17 protein-coding genes and 1 pseudogene are annotated in these 14,872 nt (G+C 51.5%); 11 read left to right on the forward strand and 7 right to left on the reverse strand.

Going from position 1 to position 14,872, the window contains the following annotated elements; all coding sequences use genetic code 11:
• On the reverse strand, positions 1-713 hold a 713-nt coding region (locus tag ACTHS3_RS06065), incomplete at its 3' end, for a phosphoadenosine phosphosulfate reductase domain-containing protein (protein ID WP_440367395.1).
• Between the two features lie 67 nt (positions 714-780).
• Here ACTHS3_RS06065 and ACTHS3_RS06070 point away from each other — a divergent pair.
• The 3 genes from ACTHS3_RS06070 to ACTHS3_RS06080 are packed head-to-tail and all read left to right on the forward strand — an operon-like array spanning position 781 to position 1,505.
• Positions 781-1,032, forward strand: a complete 252-nt coding sequence (locus ACTHS3_RS06070; protein ID WP_049331660.1) for a helix-turn-helix domain-containing protein — start codon at positions 781-783, stop codon at positions 1,030-1,032.
• Entirely contained in the window at positions 1,029-1,235 is a 207-nt protein-coding gene (locus tag ACTHS3_RS06075) for a hypothetical protein (protein ID WP_004518983.1), read from the forward strand. Before ACTHS3_RS06070 ends, ACTHS3_RS06075 begins: the two co-directional genes overlap by 4 nt.
• A gap of 12 nt (positions 1,236-1,247) precedes the next feature.
• The gene (locus ACTHS3_RS06080; protein ID WP_004518982.1) at positions 1,248-1,505 is read left to right on the forward strand and encodes a hypothetical protein; all 258 of its coding nucleotides are present in this window, start codon (positions 1,248-1,250) and stop codon (positions 1,503-1,505) included.
• 255 nt (positions 1,506-1,760) lie between these two features.
• Here the strand turns inward: ACTHS3_RS06080 and uvrD are convergent, their stop codons facing one another.
• Both uvrD and gap read right to left on the reverse strand, forming a co-directional pair.
• The gene (gene uvrD, locus ACTHS3_RS06085; protein ID WP_004518981.1) at positions 1,761-3,968 is read right to left on the reverse strand and encodes a DNA helicase II; all 2,208 of its coding nucleotides are present in this window, start codon (positions 3,966-3,968) and stop codon (positions 1,761-1,763) included.
• A gap of 100 nt (positions 3,969-4,068) precedes the next feature.
• The gene (gene gap, locus ACTHS3_RS06090) at positions 4,069-5,097 is read right to left on the reverse strand and encodes a type I glyceraldehyde-3-phosphate dehydrogenase (RefSeq protein WP_070695274.1); all 1,029 of its coding nucleotides are present in this window, start codon (positions 5,095-5,097) and stop codon (positions 4,069-4,071) included.
• A 776-nt stretch (positions 5,098-5,873) separates the two neighbouring features.
• Here gap and ACTHS3_RS06095 point away from each other — a divergent pair.
• The 3 genes from ACTHS3_RS06095 (at position 5,874) to ACTHS3_RS06105 (ending at position 8,187) form a co-directional block, all read left to right on the forward strand.
• Positions 5,874-7,409 carry a sodium-dependent transporter gene (locus tag ACTHS3_RS06095; protein ID WP_083296577.1) on the forward strand — a complete coding sequence of 512 codons (1,536 nt, stop codon included), beginning with the start codon at positions 5,874-5,876 and terminating at the stop codon, positions 7,407-7,409.
• Positions 7,409-7,501 (forward strand): methionine/alanine import family NSS transporter small subunit, encoded by a 93-nt coding sequence (locus ACTHS3_RS06100; protein WP_036472778.1) that lies wholly within the window; start codon positions 7,409-7,411, stop codon positions 7,499-7,501. Before ACTHS3_RS06095 ends, ACTHS3_RS06100 begins: the two co-directional genes overlap by 1 nt.
• A 308-nt stretch (positions 7,502-7,809) precedes the next feature.
• Positions 7,810-8,187, forward strand: a complete 378-nt coding sequence (locus ACTHS3_RS06105) for a hypothetical protein (RefSeq protein WP_004518977.1) — start codon at positions 7,810-7,812, stop codon at positions 8,185-8,187.
• An 80-nt stretch (positions 8,188-8,267) separates the two neighbouring features.
• Here ACTHS3_RS06105 and ACTHS3_RS06110 read toward each other — a convergent pair whose 3' ends face one another.
• Complete coding sequence (locus ACTHS3_RS06110) at positions 8,268-8,963, reverse strand: LrgB family protein (protein ID WP_039861867.1); 696 nt, start codon at positions 8,961-8,963, stop codon at positions 8,268-8,270.
• A 15-nt stretch (positions 8,964-8,978) separates the two neighbouring features.
• A complete protein-coding gene (locus ACTHS3_RS06115) occupies positions 8,979-9,452 on the reverse strand; it encodes a CidA/LrgA family protein (RefSeq protein ID WP_004518974.1) in 474 nt (157 codons plus the stop codon).
• Positions 9,453-9,466: 14 nt separating this feature from the next.
• Here ACTHS3_RS06115 and ACTHS3_RS06120 point away from each other — a divergent pair, with 14 nt between their 5' ends.
• Together ACTHS3_RS06120 and mgtE are read left to right on the forward strand one after the other, a co-directional pair.
• Positions 9,467-10,360 carry a LysR family transcriptional regulator gene (locus tag ACTHS3_RS06120; RefSeq protein WP_004518973.1) on the forward strand — a complete coding sequence of 298 codons (894 nt, stop codon included), beginning with the start codon at positions 9,467-9,469 and terminating at the stop codon, positions 10,358-10,360.
• 245 nt (positions 10,361-10,605) lie between these two features.
• Entirely contained in the window at positions 10,606-12,078 is a 1,473-nt protein-coding gene (mgtE, locus tag ACTHS3_RS06125; RefSeq protein WP_004518972.1) for a magnesium transporter, read from the forward strand.
• A 149-nt stretch (positions 12,079-12,227) separates the two neighbouring features.
• Here the strand turns inward: mgtE and ACTHS3_RS06130 are convergent, their stop codons facing one another.
• Positions 12,228-12,494, reverse strand: a complete 267-nt coding sequence (locus ACTHS3_RS06130) for a SemiSWEET family transporter (RefSeq protein ID WP_004518970.1) — start codon at positions 12,492-12,494, stop codon at positions 12,228-12,230.
• A 218-nt stretch (positions 12,495-12,712) separates the two neighbouring features.
• Here ACTHS3_RS06130 and ACTHS3_RS06135 point away from each other — a divergent pair.
• Positions 12,713-13,242, forward strand: a pseudogene (locus ACTHS3_RS06135) (IS1595 family transposase); the annotation flags it as partial.
• Between the two features lie 20 nt (positions 13,243-13,262).
• On the opposite strand, the gene ACTHS3_RS06140 reads toward ACTHS3_RS06135, so the two are convergent.
• Positions 13,263-13,646: a hypothetical protein gene (locus ACTHS3_RS06140; RefSeq protein WP_004518967.1), complete on the reverse strand. Its 384-nt coding sequence runs from the start codon at positions 13,644-13,646 to the stop codon at positions 13,263-13,265.
• Positions 13,647-13,853: 207 nt separating this feature from the next.
• Between ACTHS3_RS06140 and thiE the strand changes: the two genes are divergently transcribed.
• Complete coding sequence (thiE, locus tag ACTHS3_RS06145) at positions 13,854-14,471, forward strand: thiamine phosphate synthase (protein ID WP_440367399.1); 618 nt, start codon at positions 13,854-13,856, stop codon at positions 14,469-14,471.
• A gap of 41 nt (positions 14,472-14,512) precedes the next feature.
• Positions 14,513-14,707 (forward strand): sulfur carrier protein ThiS, encoded by a 195-nt coding sequence (gene thiS / locus ACTHS3_RS06150; RefSeq protein WP_004518965.1) that lies wholly within the window; start codon positions 14,513-14,515, stop codon positions 14,705-14,707.
• Positions 14,708-14,872: the final 165 nt, after the last annotated feature.

The following is a 14,872-nucleotide window of genomic DNA, read 5'->3' on the forward strand; positions in this document are numbered from 1 at the left end:
CATTCGCCGCCGGCGGCTTCGCGGTAGAGCTTGATTAAATCGCTGTGTGCGCCTCCCCAGGGCGGGTCGTTGGCAGCAAGGAATTCCCACACGTCGTCGGTACTCAAATCGACAATCGGTCGGTACACCAACGCGTTTTTCAAATCACTGTGCGGGGTCAGATTGCTGTTTTCCAAGTTTTGGTGGCTTTCGATACTTGCTTTGCGGGTGGCAGATTCGTCTTTGCGCACGCCCAGTACGATGATGGCTTTGCCGTTTTCGTTTACTTTTTGCAGGATGTAGCCGCTAGTAGGCTGGATTTTCAGGCGGTCGGTGCACCAGCGCATTGAGCGGTTAGGCGTGGGGTAGCCTTTGCCGATGAGTAGCGTCCAAAAGGTGTCCTGCAATTTCGGCACGGTGATTTCGCCGCTGACGGGCAGCCTGAAAATTTCAGCGGCACGCAGAATTTCTGCCAAAGATTGGCGCATGTGTTTCACTACCAGCGGGCTTTCCACCAGCGTGTCGTTGGAAATGAAGAACACCTGCCGCGTCCGCAGCATCGGCGGCAGCGAAAGCAGCATGTCAAACACCAAATGGGCGACAAGGGTGCTGTCCTTGCCGCCTGAAAAGGTAACAATCCAAGGGTAGTGCTGCGTTTCGCTTAAATATTCTTCAGTGATGTTTTGGCGTATAGCGTCGAACGGGTTGGCAGGGTGTATGGGTATTACGGTCATTTTTATACATATTTCTTATTTGCACCTAAAACAGGTGCATGCGTGATTGTACCTAAAATCGGAGCGCATGAGAAATATTCGTTTGTCGGTACACTCTGCCGAACACACCTATTTGCGACAACTCCTTATCCGCAGAAGATTGGATTTGGGGTTGTCGCAGCGTGCATTGGCGGAACGGATGAATGTGGTGCATTCGTTCGTAGGAAAAGTGGAAACAGGTGACAGGCGGCTGGATATCTTTGAGTTTATTGATTATTGCCGCGCATTGAATTGGCAACCGGAGGAGGTATTGCAAAGTTTGCAGGAGGAAGCGGTATGAAAGATTTGGCAGCATTATTAAAATATGCGGAACAATTCCGCAGCCTGCATACAAGTTTTACACAAGCAAACAACCGTGCCCCGCATAAATTCATCCTTCTATACAGTTTATGCCTGCTGTATGAATCAGGCAGCCTGCACACAGAAAAAATTGATTTTTCGGATACGCTTTTGGAAGAATGGCAGGCAATATTCAGACAGTAATGGCAGCGGTGGGTGGCAAACGCATACCACCAAGAAAATTTCGGCATGCCGCTCTACCACATGAGGACCGAGCCGTTTTGGTATTTTTGTGTCAAACCTGGTATGGAAGATGCATTCGAACAAAAAAACCGCATGAAGGCTTTATCCAGCCTGCGTCAAACTGTTTCGGGCGTAGAAATCGATGCACTACTCGCACGGCTGCTTCGGCAGGCCGAAACGCGGGTGGTGCTGCAGGATGTGCTGTTGGCACAATTGTTTGAAATCTTATGAGCAGGGAAACGAGTGAAATTTAAAGTGCAGGCTGCTTTTTCATCACCCCAAAAGCAGCAGCCGTAGGTCGGATTCTCGAATCCGACATTTTCCAACAGCGTTTTTTTCGGAAACGATAGACGCGTCAATGTTTTTGTTGGATACGAGTATTCAACCTACATTTCTACTTCTGGATTCCCGCCTGCGAGGGAATGACGGCGGAGGTTTCGGCAAAATTGCTCCTCCCGTTTTCAGACGGCCTCTGCCATCTCCCTTCTACATCTCTTCCAATTTCGCAAACTTGGTATCTAGCTCTTTTACGCCCTGTTTGCCGAAGTTGATGGTCAGTCGGGCGGATTCGCCTTTGTCCACGGCATCGATGATGACGCCGGTGCCGAATTTGGCGTGGCGGACGTTTTGGCCGATGCGGAAGCCTGCGTAGGTTTGCGGCTGTTTGAAGTCGTCGAGGATTTTGTCTTTGAACGTGGCGGTTTGGCGTGTGTTGCCGTAGCTGTCGTAGACGGGTTTTTTGACGGACAGGTAGTGCAATACTTCGGGCGGGATTTCTTCGACGAAGCGGGAGACGATGCCGAATTGGGTTTGTCCGTGCAGCATGCGTTGTTGCGCCATGGTGATGTAGAGGCGTTTACGGGCGCGGGTGATGGCGACGTACATGAGGCGGCGTTCTTCTTCGAGGCCGCCGCGTTCGGCGAGGCTCATTTCGCTGGGGAAACGGCCTTCTTCCATGCCGGTGAGGAAGACGGCGTTAAATTCCAAGCCTTTGGAGGCGTGGACGGTCATCAGTTGGACGGCTTTTTCGCCTGCGCCTGCTTGGTTTTCGCCGGATTCGAGGGCGGCGTTGCTGAGGAAGGCGAGGATGGGGAAGGCGGGGTCGTCTGAAATGTTTTCAGGCAGGGTTTCAAAGTTGCTGTCTTCGGGTTTGAACTCGATGGCGGCGTTGACGAGTTCGTCGAGGTTGTCGAGGCGGTCTTGGTTGTCGCCTTTTTGGGTTCGGTAGTGTTCGGTCAGGCCGCTGTCTTTGAGGATGCCGACGATGATTTCGGACAGGGGCAGTTGTCCGACTTGGTTGCGCAGGGCTTCAATGAGGCGGACGAAGGCGACGATTTTGGTGGCTTTTGCGCCGGCGTTGCAGGCTGCCTGCCAGAGGGTGATGCCTTGTTCGTTTGAGGCCGTCTGAAGGTTTTCGATGGTGCGTGCGCCGATGCCGCGCGGTGGGAAGTTAATCACGCGCAAGAGGGCGTTGTCGTCGTCGGGATTGACGGCGAGGCGCAGGTAGGCGAGGGCGTGTTTGATTTCTTGGCGTTCGTAAAAGCGCAGGCCGCCGTAGATTTTGTAGGGGATGCCGCTGCGGAACAGGCTTTGTTCGATGACGCGGGATTGGGCGTTGCTGCGGTAGAGGACGGCGATTTCGTCCAAATTCCAGCCTTCGCGTTCGAGGGCTTTGGTTTCGTCCACGATGAATTGGGCTTCTTCGAGGTCGGTAAAGGCGGAGTAGTAGCGGATTTTATCGCCTGCTTCGGCGTCGGTGCGCAGGTTTTTGCCGAGGCGTTCGTCGTTGTTTTCGATGACGGCGTTGGCGGCGGCGAGGATGTTGCCGACAGAGCGGTAGTTTTGTTCGAGTTTGACGGGCGCGTCGATGTGGAATTCTTCCATCAGCGCGGTCATGTTGCCGACGTTTGCGCCGCGGAAGCGGTAAATGCTTTGGTCGTCATCGCCGACGGCAAACACTGCTGCGTGGTTGCCGGCGATTAATTTGAGCCAGGCGTATTGCAGCTTGTTGGTGTCTTGGAACTCGTCGACCAGAATGTGGTTGAAGCGGTTTTGGTAGTGTTGGCGCAGGATTTCGTTGCTTTGCAGCATTTCGTAGCTGCGGAGCATGAGTTCGGCGAAATCGACTACGCCTTCGCGTTGGCAGATTTTGTCGTATTCGGCGTAGCACTCAATCATGCGGCGTGTGTGCGGATCGGGCGCGCTCAATACGGAAGCGCGCAAGCCGGATTCTTTTTGCGCGTTGATAAAGCCTTGCAATGAACGCGGTGCGATGATTTCTTCGGCGATGTTGAGGCTTTTGAGCAGACGTTTGATGAGGGAGAGTTGGTCGCCGCTGTCGAGGATTTGGAAGGAAGAGGGCAGGCCTGCGTCGCGGTGGTGCAGGCGCAAAAAGCGGTGGCAGAGGCCGTGGAACGTGCCGAGCCACATGGCGCGGACGTTGACTGGAATCATTGCGCCCAAACGGGTCTGCATTTCTTTGGCGGCTTTGTTGGTAAACGTTACCGCCATAATGCTGTGCACGCTGGCTTGTCCGCTTTGCAACAGCCAGGCGATACGCGTGGTCAGCACGCGCGTTTTGCCGCTGCCTGCGCCTGCCAAAACGAGGGCGGATTGCGGCGGCCAGGTTACGGCGGAGAGTTGTTCGGGGTTTAAGCCTTGCAGGAGGTTGGGGGCGGATTCGTTGGGAAACATGAAGAGGCCGTCTGAAAATAAATGGGAATGCGATATTTTAAAGGAAATACAAAAGGCCGTCTGAAAAGATGTTTCAGACGGCCTTTGTGTTGGAAGCCGATTAGAACGGACGTACTTCCAAACCGAACATACGGCGAGCGGTGTTCAGCATTTGGCAGCTGAAGCCCCACTCGTTGTCGTACCATGCGAACACTTTAACCATTTTGCCTGCGGTGACTTTAGTCAGCGTAGAGTCAAATGTGCTGGCTTGGGTAGTGTGGTTGAAGTCCATGGAAACCAGCGGCAGGGTATTGTAGGCCAATACGCCTTTCAGACGGCCTTCTTCGGAAGCGGCTTTCATCAGCGCGTTGATTTCTTCGGCGGAAGTGTCGCGACCTGCTTGGAAGCTCAGGTCAACCAGGGAAACGTTGACGGTCGGTACGCGGATGGCGAGGCCGTCGAGTTTGCCTTTCAGGTCCGGCAATACCAAACCGACGGCTTTGGCAGCACCGGTTTTGGTCGGAATCATGTTTTCCACGCCGCTACGCGCACGGCGCAGGTCTTTGTGGCGTACGTCGGTGACGGTTTGGTCGTTGGTCAGCGCGTGGATGGTGGTCATCACGCCGTTTACGATACCGATGTTTTCGTTCAATACTTTGGCAACAGGTGCCAGGCAGTTGGTGGTACAAGACGCGTTGGAGATAACGGTCATGTCGTCGGTAATCACGTCGTCGTTTACGCCGTAAACGATGGTTGCGTCAACGTCATCGCCGCCGGGAGCGGAAATCAGCACTTTTTTCGCGCCGCTTTCCAAGTGGATTTTGGCTTTCTCTTTGCTGGTGAACGCGCCGGTACATTCCATTACCAAGTCAACGCCCAATTCGCCCCATGGCAATTCGGCTGGGTTGCGGGTGGAGAAGTAAGGGATTTTTTTACCGTCGATGATGAGGTGTTTTTCATCATGGGAAACATCGGCGTCAAAGCGGCCGTGAACAGTGTCGAATTTGGTCAGGTGAGCATTGGTCTCGATGCTGCCGCTGGCATTGATGGCAACGATGTCGAGTTGGTCTTGCAGTTTGTAGTCGAAAATAGCGCGCACTACTTGGCGGCCGATGCGGCCGTAACCGTTGATGGCAACTTTGATACCCATGGCTTTTCCTCTTCTTTTGGGTTTGGGTTGTGGATTGAATGGCGGCAATTATAGCAAAAATGTAGTGCTGTGTAATTAATGTTTTATTGAAATTTTTTGGTTTGATTATTTTTAATTGTGGATAATTAGAGTAGAAATGCAGGTTTAAATTTAATGTTATTTAATATTTTTTGAAATTTTATTTTTATTAATTCCATTTTTTGGTGTTTTGTGTCCGTTTTAAATCACGGTAATGAAGGAAACGGGAAAAGGTGGATTGTTTTTGTTTATATTAAACGGAATTTTGGGACGGTTTCTTGATTACAACATGCAACAGTGAAATTTTCAGACGGCCCGGATTGGACGGAAGGAAAACAGGCCGTCTGAAACATTTTGATGACGGGGGATTTGAATGCGTTGGGTTGCCGCTTTTCCTTACGGGATAAGGGAAAGGCGGTTTGCGGCGAGGGCGGTTGTCAGTGGGAAGGGGAGGGAAAAACGGGGCTTGGGTGTTGCGTTTGGCTTGTATATAAAGAAGTGTATGAAGATTTTAGTCGTAGTGCATGAAGATTTTCCTTGCGATTTTAATGCAATACTGACTTGCCAACAGTGTTAAATTTTTTTACGATAAGGTCAGATTATGTTTGCATGGCCATAAGCGGTGCATTCTTTAAATACCGGATATTATCCTTGTCCGAATATCTATTTTAACCGGCCGGTTTGTCCGACCTGATTTCTAAATATATACGCGCAAGGCCGGGAGGCCTTGACGACACTCGATTTTTAAGAGGTTCATCGTGTCAAATTCTCAATCCAGCGAACGCGCGACGTTTAGCAGTCGCCGTGCCTTTATGTTTGCCGCCATCGGCTCGGCCGTGGGCTTAGGCAACATTTGGCGTTTCCCTTACATCGCCTTCGACAACGGCGGCGGTGCTTTCGTCCTCCCTTATTTGGTTGCGCTGTTGACGGCGGGTATTCCACTGTTGCTGCTCGACTATGCCATCGGCCACCGTTACCGCGGTTCGCCTCCTTTGGCCTTCCGCCGCCTCGGCCGTTGGTTTGAGCCGGTGGGTTGGTGGAACTTTCTGACCAACGTCATCATCTGTATCTACTACGCCGTGATTGTCGGCTGGGCGGCAAGCTATGCCTATTATTCTTTGACTTCGGCATGGGGTACGGATCCGCAGACCTTCTTCTTCAAAGACTTCCTGCAAATGGCCGATGCCAAAGACTTGGGCTTGGATTTTGTCGGCAAAGTTGCCGGTCCGTTGATTGCCGTGTGGGTGTTTACGCTGGCGATTATGGCTTTGGGCGTGCAAAAAGGTGTGGCCGGTGCGTCCACATTCTTCATGCCTTTGTTGGTGGTAATGTTTGTCATCATGGTGGGCATTGCGCTGACTCTGCCGGGTGCGGCAAAAGGTTTGGACGCTTTGTTTACGCCTGACTGGAGCCGCTTGGCGGATCCGAAAGTCTGGGTAGCCGCATATGGTCAGATCTTCTTCTCGCTCTCCATCTGCTTCGGCATCATGATTACTTATTCTTCTTACCTGAAGAAAAAAACCGACTTGGGCGGCACCGGCTTGGTTGTCGGCTTTGCCAACAGCAGCTTTGAGTTGCTCGCCGGTATCGGCGTATTTGCCGCATTGGGCTTTATGGCTCAAGCCGCAGGCAAAGAAGTCAGCGAAGTGGCATCCAACGGTATCGGCTTGGCGTTTATCGCGTTCCCGACCATCATCAACCAAGCGCCGATGGGCGCGTTGATCGGCGTGTTGTTCTTCGGCTCGCTGGTGTTTGCCGGTGTAACTTCTATGATTTCCATCGTTGAAGTAATTGTGGCTGCAATTCAAGACAAAATGAACATCGGACGTGTCAGCGCAACGTTGATTGCTGGCGTTCCCATGGCGATTATTTCCACCTTGCTGTTCGGTACGACCACCGGCCTGCCTGTGTTGGACGTATTGGACAAATTCATCAATACTTATGGCATTGTGGCTTCCGGTTTTGTTTACGTTTTGGCGATTGTCTTGTTGAACAAGCTGCCGGAACTGCGTAACCACTTGAACGCGCTGTCTTCCATCCGTGTCGGCAAAGTGTGGACAGCCAGCGTGGTGGTTACCGTCGCCATGCTCGGCTATATGCTTTATCAGGATACTGCCGGCCTCCTAAAAGAGAATTACAGCGGCTATCCTGACAGCTTCCTCAATATCTTTGGTTGGGGCATGGTGGGCGCCATCCTCGTATTGTCGGTCTTGCTGTCATTCTTGCCGTGGGAACACGGTCAGGGCTTCAACGTCAAAGACGAACATGAACACGAACGTGAAGGAGACGAATAATGAGTACTTCAGCCATTATTATGATGCTTGTCGCATTGATCGTCATTTGGGGCGGATTCATCGTCTCCGTCCTGCGCCTGCCTAAAGAATAAGGTTTGAGCAAATGAAAAGGCCGTCTGAAAGTCATTTTTCAGACGGCCTTTTTGTTACATAGCAAGGGACGGAAGAGGGGGAATCATCTTGGTGGACGGCATGTGCGAGATTTTTAATAATGGATGACCGGGTATGATGTATAAATTATATCTATTTGTTTTAAAAAGATTTAAATACGATTATCGTGTTAATAAACCGTTGTTCCCTTCAATCTTTGCCCGCTGTTTTCTTTGTTCTAGAATAGAGTCCGCAATGCCTTTTATGAGGCATTAGGTACAGTATCCGTTTATTTGTTAAGGAGAATTTCATGGCTAAAGTACATCAACCAAGTAAAGAAAGTGATTCTGAAGATTTTGTTATCCGCCTCGATCCGCGCGAGTGGGACGGTACTTTTTCAGGAGAAGGCAAAGGGCCTAATGATGGCTATGACGATGATCATATCATCCGCCTTGATCCGCGTGAGTGGGAAGGTTTTGAGCCTGCACAGCCGGCCGCGAAGCCGATATTGGAATCCAAAGCTTTCGATGGAGATGAGCTTTTGAGCCGTGAGTTTGGTGAGGCTGATCCTCTTGATTCTTCTGCTGGTCTTTCCTCAGACAATGCGACCTATTCAAACAATGGTACAGGTTCATCTGCGTTGGATACCATTCATGATTTAGCAGAGGCTTCTATTTTCAAACTGTAATCGTTCCATAATATAAAAGGCCGTCTGAAACCGATATGTGTTTCAGACGGCCTTTTTGTGTATGGTCATCGGGACGAAGCCTAACTCATCATCCAAATTACCAAATGCACCATGGTTGGGCCAAACAATACCATAAACAGTCCGGCCAAAATCATGGTCAGGCTGGCCATTACGCCTTCAGTTTCATGGCGTTGTCCGGCGCGCGATGTGCCGAAGCCGTGGGCGGCATTGCCGAATGCCACGCCGTTGGCGGTACGGAAGCGGATACGGGTGAAGGCTAAAAACAGGTCGCCGAATATCATGCCGACAAAGCCAGTGATGATGGTGAACAGGGAAACGAGCGAGGCTGAACCGTGGATTTCGCTGGCGAGGACGACGGCAAACGGCGTGGAGATGGAGCGCGCCATTAGGCTGTTGGTTACTTCGTTGTTGAAGTGGAACATATGGCTCATGAGGAATGCGCTGACTACGCCGACAAACATGCCCACCATAATGGCGATGGAGAGGATGGGCAGCTGGCGGCGGATGACTTCGCGGTTTTCATAAATGGGGACGGCAAAGGCAACGGTAACCGGAGTGAGCAGGAAGACGATGCCTTGGGTATATTTGTGGTAGGTGTCGTAATTGACGCCGAATGCCAGCAGCAGGAGGATGGTGCTGACGGAGACGGTAACGACGGGGGAGAAAATCATTAAGGGTTTTTTGCGGTGGATTTTTTTGGCAACGACATAGGCAAAGCAAGTCCAGATGAAGCAGGCGAGGGCAGTGTAGTCCATTTTTATTCTCTATTTTTAGGAGTGGAGTTTTTTGTAGAGGCGGCGTTTCCAGCGGTAGCAGAAATCGAGAGTCAGGGCGGTGCTGATCATCACGAGCGCGGTGCCGACGGCGATGGTCAAAATCAGCTGCCAACCTTCGGACATCAGCAGGTCTTGATATTGCAAGACGGAAACCATGATGGGGATGAAGAAAAAGACGAGTTCGCCCAATGCCCATTTTGCGCCGCGATCAACCATGCCCGGGCGGATGATGCCGAGCCCTAAAAGGGCGAGCATGAGGAACAAGCCCAATACGCCTGAAGAAACAGGCAGATGCGTGAAGCGGACGATAAGGTCGGAGACGCCCCATACTGCGCCGATGATGGCAAGCTGCAAGGCCGTCTGAAAAAATCTGGTGAGGGAATCCATGATATGGGTGTGTGTTGAATGAAAGGCTTGATTATAGAAACCTAATTTCTGCATAATATGAATTATTAAACGAATAATCATGCCTTAGAGGAATAATGGATTTCAAAAGCCTGCATTGTTTTGCCGAACTCATCCGCCTGCAAAGTTTTTCGGCCACGGCTTCCGCGTTGAATTTGACGCAGCCGACGGTCAGCAAAATCATCCAGTCTTTGGAAGAAGAATTGGGCGTGCCGCTTTTGTGCAGAGAAAACGGACGCAAAAAGCGGCAGGTGCAGCCGACCGCAATCGGCGAAGAAGTCTATCGCCATGCGTTAAACCTTTTACACGAACGCGATTTGCTGCTGGCCCGCGTTGACGATTACCGCCATGTCAAAAGCGGGACGCTGCGTTTGGGTTTGGCCTTGTTCGGCAGCGATTTGCTCAGTCATGCGCTGTTTGATTTCCACCAAAAATGGCCGGACATAGAATTGTCGTTTTTGGAACAAGGTTCGCTCGCCATCGAGCAATCCCTGCGCAACAACGAACTCGATGCCGGGCAGCTGCTCGCGCCGGTTCACGAAGACTTCGACAGCATCACGTTGTGCGACTATCCGCTGGTGGTCTTGATGCCGAAAAATCGGGCGAGACACGATGCGCTGACGCTCAAAAGCCTGCAACACGAGCCCTTCATCCTTTTTGGTGCAGGCTTTTCCCTCAACGAAACCATTCAGACGGCCTGCCGCAATCAAGGTTTTACGCCCAACGTTGTCTGCCGTACCGGACAATGGAATTTGGTCGCCGACATGGTGGCGCACAATATGGGCATTGCCTTGTTACCCGAATACTATGCCCGAAAAATCAATCCCGATGTCTTTGCCGCCATTCCTTTGGTCGAACCCGAAATCCGCTGGCAGCTCACCATGGCATGGAAGAAACACCAACGCCCGACGCCGGCCTTAAGGGCTTGGTTGGACGTGGTCAGGGAAGCGTTCGGCAGGCGAAACAAATAAAATCAAATCATCAGGCCGTCTGAAAAAAAAGGGTGTCGTTATCACCCGCTTTCAGACGGCCTTTCCCGTTAAAAATGGTAAAACGGCCTAAAAAAGAGTAGAATATGCACCGTTTACAACTCTGCGCCTCTCAGCAGGCTCGAATTATGGACCTTCCCAGTTCGCCTTTGAACTTCCCATCAGACACACAACAACCATAATCATCCCGCCGAAATGCCTCCCCGCGTCCGGCGGGCGGAGCATTTATGAGCATCGAACAAACCCCTCCGAATCTCGACCATACCCCCGACAATGAAGCGGTGGAAGACCGCATTTCTGACGATCGCATCTCTGACGATATCGACCGCATCCACGCCTTATGCGAAATCCTCGAGCCGTCCTTTGAACAAATCGAAGCAGGCGTGCCGATTGAAGACGAAAGCCTGCGTGACAAGTTCACCGAGCTGACCGTCCTCTTGGCCGAGTTGCACCCTGCCGACGTGGCCGCCGTCTTGGAATCCCTGCCGCCGCGCGAGCGTAACATCGTCTGGCTTTTGGTCGCCCCTGAAGACGACGGCGAAGTCTTGCTGGAAGTATCCGACGCCGTACGCGAAACGCTGATCGAGTCCATGGACAAAGACGAGCTGTTGGCCGCCGTCGATGATTTGGACGCAGACGAATTGGCAGAACTGGCAGACGACCTGCCGCACCAAGTGGTGTACGAAGCGCTGCAAACGCGTGATGAAGAAGAACGCGAGCAGGTCAAAGCGGCGATGTCTTACGAAGATAACCAAGTCGGCGCGATTATGGACTTTGAATTGGTCAGCATCCGCGCCGATGTGGCGTGTGAAGTCGTGTTGCGCTACTTGCGCCGTTTCGACAGCCTGCCCGACCATACCGACAAGATTTTCGTGGTTGATGAAAACGACGTGTTGCAAGGCGTGCTGCCCATCCGCAAACTCTTGGTCGCCGACCCCGAAGACATGGTGGCGGACGTGATGGCCACCGATGTCGTGCGCTTCCGTCCCGAAGACGACGTGGAAGAAGCGGCACAGGCGTTTGAACGTTATGACTTGGTCACCGCGCCGGTTGTCGATGAAAACAAAAAGCTGATCGGCAGGATCACCATTGACGAAATGGTGGACGTGATCCGTGAAGAATCCGAAGCCGACATGTTTAACATGGCCGGTTTGCAAGAAGAAGAGGACTTGTTCGCCCCGATTTGGGACTCGGTGAAAAACCGCTGGATGTGGCTTGCCATCAACCTGTGTACCGCCTTTATCGCCAGCCGCGTAATTGGCGCATTTGAAGGCAGTATCGAGAAAATCGTCGCACTGGCTGCGCTGATGCCCATCGTCGCCGGCATCGGCGGCAACTCCGGCAACCAAACCATCACCATGATCGTCCGCGCCATGGCAATGGGACAAATGACCAGTACGCAGGCAGGCCGCCTGCTGAAAAAAGAAGTCGGCGTCGCCCTCGTCAACGGCATTATTTGGGGCACGGTAATGGGCGTGATTTCATGGCTGCTCTACGGCAACATCGGCATTGGTTTGGTCATGGTGGCCGCGATGACCTTGAACCTTTTGCTGGCCGCGACCGTCGGCGTCCTCATTCCCGTCATGATGGACAAAGCCGGACGCGACCCGGCATTGGGCAGCTCGGTGCTGATTACCGCGGTTACCGACTCCGGCGGCTTCCTGATTTTCTTGGGATTAGCAACCATGTTCCTGTTGTAATAGGAAAAAAAAGACGTGTTCGATACGTCCTTTTCAAACCGTTTAAAAGGCCGTCTGAAATTTCAATTTTCAGACGGCCTTTGCTGTTTTTTAAAGCTTTACATCATGAGGGCGTTTAGTTTTGGGGCTGACGTAGATTAGCCCCTTGTTTAAAGCGAAGTCAGAAAAGTCAGAAATCCCAATATCACGCCGACTGCGTTGGGTATAATCAGAATCCAGTCTTTCCGGGGTTCTTTGCTCCAACCGTACAAAACCCAAATCAGACAGGATACTGCTGCAAACAGGGGTTGCCACGGCTGCGCCTTTGCCCCTTGCATATTGGCGATAATTTGGGGGATATAGGCGACAAATACGAAAATACCTATTGCCGCTCCTATGCTGCCGACAACGGTATTGAATTTTGCTTTGCTTATCATGCTGGTAAGTCTCCTTTTAATATGAAAATCGAGGCGGTAGATAATATGGGCAGGCTGACTCAGCCGAGGGAACAGCCGCAGCCGCAATGATGTTCGTGGCCTTGGCCATGTTCGTCCGAATCTTCGGCAAGCAGGGCTTCGTAGTCGCCGCTTTCAATCAGGCTGACCAGTTCTGCCGGACTTTCCGCGCCTTCTACCTAGTCGCAGGATAAATAACTCTATTCTACCGCAAAATATGTATGTCATCATCCATCATTTGGCCTTGGCTGCCGATGAGGTTTTCGAGGGCTCTGTCGAGCTGGACGAAAGCTATTTCGGCGGACAGCGTAAAGGCAGACGTGGTCGAGGTGCGGCAGGAAAAGTGGTTGTCTTCGGCATTCTGAAACGCAACGGACGGGTCTATACCGTTGTGGTGGATAATGCCAAGTCTGAAACGTTATTCCCTGTCATCAAAAAGAAAATCATGCCGGACAGCATTGTTTACACGGATAGCCTGAGCAGCTATGATAAGTTGGACGTGAGCGGTTTTATCCATTACCGCATCAACCATTCCAAGGAATTTGTCGACCGTCAGAACCACATTAACGGCATTGAGAATTTTTGGAATCAGGCAAAACGTTTCTTGCGAAAATACAACGGAATCGATCGCAAATCTTTCCCGCTGTTCTTGAAAGAATGCGAATTTCGATTTAACTTCGGCACACCGTCTCAACAGCTTAAAATCCTGCGAGATTGGTGTGGAATTTAGGGCTAATCTACGTCAGCCCCTTAGTTTTTGATGACGTTTACGGCGTAATGGGCAGTAGTGTTACGGCGGGCTTGGGCGCGCATCATATAGACCTGCACTTTATATTTGCCCGATTGGGTAGCGATACCGTCAAATTTATCGCCTTGTGCCGAACCGTTAAATACGGCTTCATCGTCTTTGGGTGCCCATACGTTGAAATAGGCGTTAGGGCTGCCGGTTTTACTGATGCGCAGGCGGTCGCCCTTGCGTACGGAGAACAAATGCTCGGCGGTTTGATAGCCGGTGATTTTGCCGGAAAAACGCTGCTTGGTTTGTTTGTGTGCCGAAGCTGGTTTTGAAGCTTCCGCTTTAGGCGTGGCGGCATTTGAATAAGTGGTAAACAGTAAGGGAAGGGCGGCTAACAAGAGAAATTTTTTTCATGGGTTGGGTCTCCGAATGTGGGGCGCCAATATGGCACTCATTTTGATAACCCATCAGTATGTTCATATTTTTATAAAGCCAAAGCCGAATAGGGCAATATTCATTTTTTCAATCAGGCCGTCTGAAAACAAATATTATTCAGACGGCCTTTTCTGATAATATAACAACGAATTATTCCTTTCGGAGCCGTTATGACCTTCCCGCCACTCAAATCTCCCCTGAAATTTTACGCCGTTGTTCCCACTGCTGACTGGGTCGAGCGCATGGTCAAAGCAGGTGCCGACACGGTGCAACTGCGCTGTAAAATCCTGCATGGCGACGAGTTGAAACGCGAAATCGAACGTTGCGTCGTAGTCTGTCAAAACAGTGCAACCCAGCTTTTCATCAACGACCACTGGCGCGAAGCGATTGCCGCAGGTGCATACGGCGTGCATCTCGGGCAGGAAGACATGGACACTGCCGACCTAGCCGCGATTGAAGCTGCCGGTTTGCGCTTGGGCTTGAGTACGCACTCTGTTGCCGAACTCGATCGCGCCTTGTCCGTACAACCTAGCTACGTCGCCAGCGGCGCGATTTTTCCGACCACGACCAAACAAATGCCCACCGCCCCGCAAGGCTTGGAGAAACTGCGCGAATATGTGAAACAGGCTCGCGGCATACCCGTCGTCGCCATCGGCGGCATCGATTTGAACAACGCTGAAGATGTACTTGCCACCGGCGTTTCCTCCCTCGCCGTCGTCCGCGCCGTTACCGAAGCGGAAAATCCCGAAGCCGTGGTTAAAGCGTTTCAGGCTTTGTGGGATGAATAAGGCCGTCTGAAAATAAGAAGTCTGACAAGAGGAGCAGCATTATGAAGATTATATTAAACAATGAAGCCATCACATTAAACGGCACAACCGTTGCCGACCTTATCGCCCAAACCGCGCCGCAGAAACCGTTTGCCGTTGCCGTCAATACCCAGTTTGTCGCCAAAGGCGCGTATGCGGAAACGGTTTTAAACGAAAACGACAAAGTGGACATTGTGCGCCCCGTAGTCGGCGGATAAGCGGTTTTACTGCGTGTATAGCTGCGCTATTGGTTTAATGCTGAGAAAAGGAAAAGAAATGTTTATCGTATCGTTGGAATATATTAAAGACTTGGCTGCGGTTGAAACCTACCTGTCCGAGCATATTGCGTATCTTGAACGGTATTATCAAGCAGGTGTATTTGT

The organism is Neisseria sp. P0009.S007, assembly GCF_051962515.1.